Origin of the sequence: Leptolyngbya sp. FACHB-36 (genome assembly GCF_014695955.1) — a bacterium.
Taxonomy (GTDB): Bacteria; Cyanobacteriota; Cyanobacteriia; order Leptolyngbyales; family Leptolyngbyaceae; genus FACHB-36.
The window spans coordinates 1-2,664 of record NZ_JACJPG010000590.1; the positions used below are offsets into that span (position 1 = coordinate 1).

A 2,664-nucleotide genomic window follows, 5' to 3' on the forward strand; every position below is an offset into this window, starting at 1 on the left:
GCCTGGGTGTTCTTACAGGAGCGGATTCGGGGGTTGCAGTGGTTCGCGATCGGCTTAAGCGTCGTGGGATTGCTGTTTATCTTGGAGCCGCTGAACATGCAGGGCACGATCGCTAGCAAGCTGCTGGCGATGCTGGCGGGTGTGAGTTGGGCGGCGGGATCGATCGTCGCTAAGAAGCTGCGCGAGAAGGTGGAACTGGATCTGCTGTCTTTAACGGCATGGCAGACTGTGTTCGGGGCGATTCCGCTGGTGGTGATTGCGCTGCTGGTGCCCAGTCAGCCGATCGTCTGGTCGGCTCCGTTTATTGGAGCATTGGTCTACAACGTGATTCCGGGAACGGCGATCGCGATGCTGCTGTGGCTGTTTGTGCTAAATCGCCTTTCTGCGGGAACCGCGGGGCTAGGAATGCTGATGACGCCCGTGGTGGGGGTGCTGGCAGCGTGGCTGCAACTGGGAGAACAGCCGGGGTTGACGGAGGCAATCGGCATGGTGCTGATCCTTGCTGCCTTGGTGCTGAACTCCCTTCAGGCGCTTCGCCAGTGAAATGAGCCGCGATCGCCCCGCTCTAATCGCGCAGTGGATGATCGCGCCATTCCGTTAACTCAGGCTCGATCGATCGCGTGCACGTCGTCGCGTCAGGATGCTCATGACTTCTCCGGCATTGGGTCCCGGTAGCAGTTTGCTCCACGCGCCGACTTGGGCAAAGCCGCGTCGATGTAGCTCATGAACCGTCTCGCGTACGCCATCAGGACTGCTGATGACGAGAACGCGCACTTCTTCCCATGAGTCGGAAGGTTGGCGGTCTGGAAAAGGCGCACCGGGATTGATCGGCGTCTGTGATAAAAACGCTCGTAGCATTGGGATCTCCTGTATTTGTTGGGGAGGAAATCCCAAAAACTCAGCCACCCCACGACACAAGGAAGCAAGGTGACTGAAGAGGATGCTAAGATCCGCCTTTAGCCACCGTGACTGACACTGACAGTCTCGGAGGTTAGCTACCCCCTGCTGGTGCAAACAGCATCGGGTAGCGCTGACTGAATTTTTGGGAGTACGGGCTGCGTCAAAGAACACGCACGCAACCTTAGTTTGTGAGAATAGCTGTAGTTCGGGTGTTCCGTCAATCCCTTGGCTGAAGAGTTTGAGCGTGGGTGGAGAAACCGTAGCGTCGTGCACTTGTTTCAACGTGCTGTGTGAGCGATCGTACGTCTGCTCACCTCCGTAGTGAAGTCGGAAGATAGGTGGAAAGCTTCTACCTAATCACCCCCAGCAGCGTATTATGCAGAAAGATTCAGTCTAAACGCTGAGTTGGAATCTTAGGCGGAATCATTCTGCCTATCCACCTTCTGTGGAATTTTAGACGGAAAAATTCCGCCTAATAATGGTTAGCTGGCTACCTCTTGCGAGAGTAAATGTATGCCTGAACCGAGTTGGCTTGTCCGCGTGATCGAATACTTCTCGAACGAAACTGACGAGTTGCTGGGCGAGACCGTGCTGCCCCCAGTCGAATTAACAGAGTTTCAGCAGCTTTGGGGCACGTCGTCTAATGATCCGATGGTCGAGTGCTTCTCCATCGAAAAGGAGCAGGCGCCATTCTTCCGTGACTTAACCGGTGTCGAATTTGATTTCGCTCGGTACAGCTATTTCATGGCGGCTTACACGACCGATTGGGAAGCGACAAAACGCGAGGGCGGCTACATGCGGCTATTCCCTCCGCCGCGAGAGTTGCGGGCATTCCCGGATGCGAGGTGCGTAATGCCAAAGACCGCCAGCCAACAACGGCATGCACCCGACCTGCAACACGACGGCTGTCATTAATTGCCATCGGGCTGGCGAGCGGGTAATGCCGGGCGTTAGACGTTAAAAATAAGGTGTTCGACTATGAGGGTTCTTGAAACAGAACGTTTAATCCTTCGTAGATTGACGATCGAAGATAGCAAGTTTATTCTTGAACTTTTGAATGACCCTGCGTGGCTAAAATTTATCGGTGATAAAGGTGTGAGGACACTTGACGATGCTCATGACTATATTTTGAAGAATCTAGTTGCTATGTATGAGCGACTCGGCTTCGGGCTGTATTTGGCTGAGCTAAAGAGCGGGGGTGTTCCGATCGGGATTTGCGGCTTGATAAAAAGAGATTCTTTGGAAGATGTGGATATTGGATCTGCCTTCCTTCCTGAGTTCCGAGGAAAAGGCTACGCCTATGAATCTGCTTCTGCTGTGATGGACTACGGGAGAAGAACTTTCGGCTTAAATCGTATTGTAGCGATCACCTCACCAGATAATTACGATTCAGCAAAGCTGCTAGAAAAGCTGGGGTTTAGTTTTGAGAGAACAGTTAAACTATCTGATGATAGCGAAAGGGTTAGTTTGTTCACCTCTGACGCCTAACGATCGCGCTGCATCAGAACTACCAAGATAGTCGTCTGTGTTGCAAAAGTTGTCTGAGTCCGGTGAGCGCGATCATTGTGCCGCTTACATTTCGGTCATTATTGACCAATTGAGAATAATTGAATCAAAGCAGAATATTACTTAAATATTGAGCAGAACCAACCAGATATATGTTGCAAATATGCTAGCTCAAGAACAAACTCAACTGATTGCGATCCTGCGATCGCTGATCGACCTGACAGAGAGCGAAGCGATTCAAACCGTTTGTTTATTTCA

Annotated in this window: 4 protein-coding genes; 3 read left to right on the top strand and 1 reads right to left on the bottom strand. The window is 52.0% G+C overall.

Going from position 1 to position 2,664, the window contains the following annotated elements; all coding sequences use genetic code 11:
- Positions 1 to 543, top strand: a 543-nt coding sequence (locus H6F43_RS17260; protein WP_190343955.1) for a DMT family transporter, incomplete at its 5' end; no start/stop codon positions are given.
- Positions 544 to 597: 54 nt separating this feature from the next.
- Here H6F43_RS17260 and H6F43_RS17265 read toward each other — a convergent pair.
- Positions 598 to 858, bottom strand: a complete 261-nt coding sequence (locus tag H6F43_RS17265) for a hypothetical protein (RefSeq protein ID WP_190343956.1) — start codon at positions 856 to 858, stop codon at positions 598 to 600.
- Positions 859 to 1,413: 555 nt separating this feature from the next.
- On the opposite strand from H6F43_RS17265, the gene H6F43_RS17270 reads away from it, so the two are divergent.
- Positions 1,414 to 1,815: a hypothetical protein gene (locus H6F43_RS17270; RefSeq protein WP_190343957.1), complete on the top strand. Its 402-nt coding sequence runs from the start codon at positions 1,414 to 1,416 to the stop codon at positions 1,813 to 1,815.
- Between the two features lie 63 nt (positions 1,816 to 1,878).
- Entirely contained in the window at positions 1,879 to 2,388 is a 510-nt protein-coding gene (locus tag H6F43_RS17275; RefSeq protein ID WP_190343958.1) for a GNAT family N-acetyltransferase, read from the top strand.
- The last annotated feature ends 276 nt before the right edge of the window (positions 2,389 to 2,664 follow it).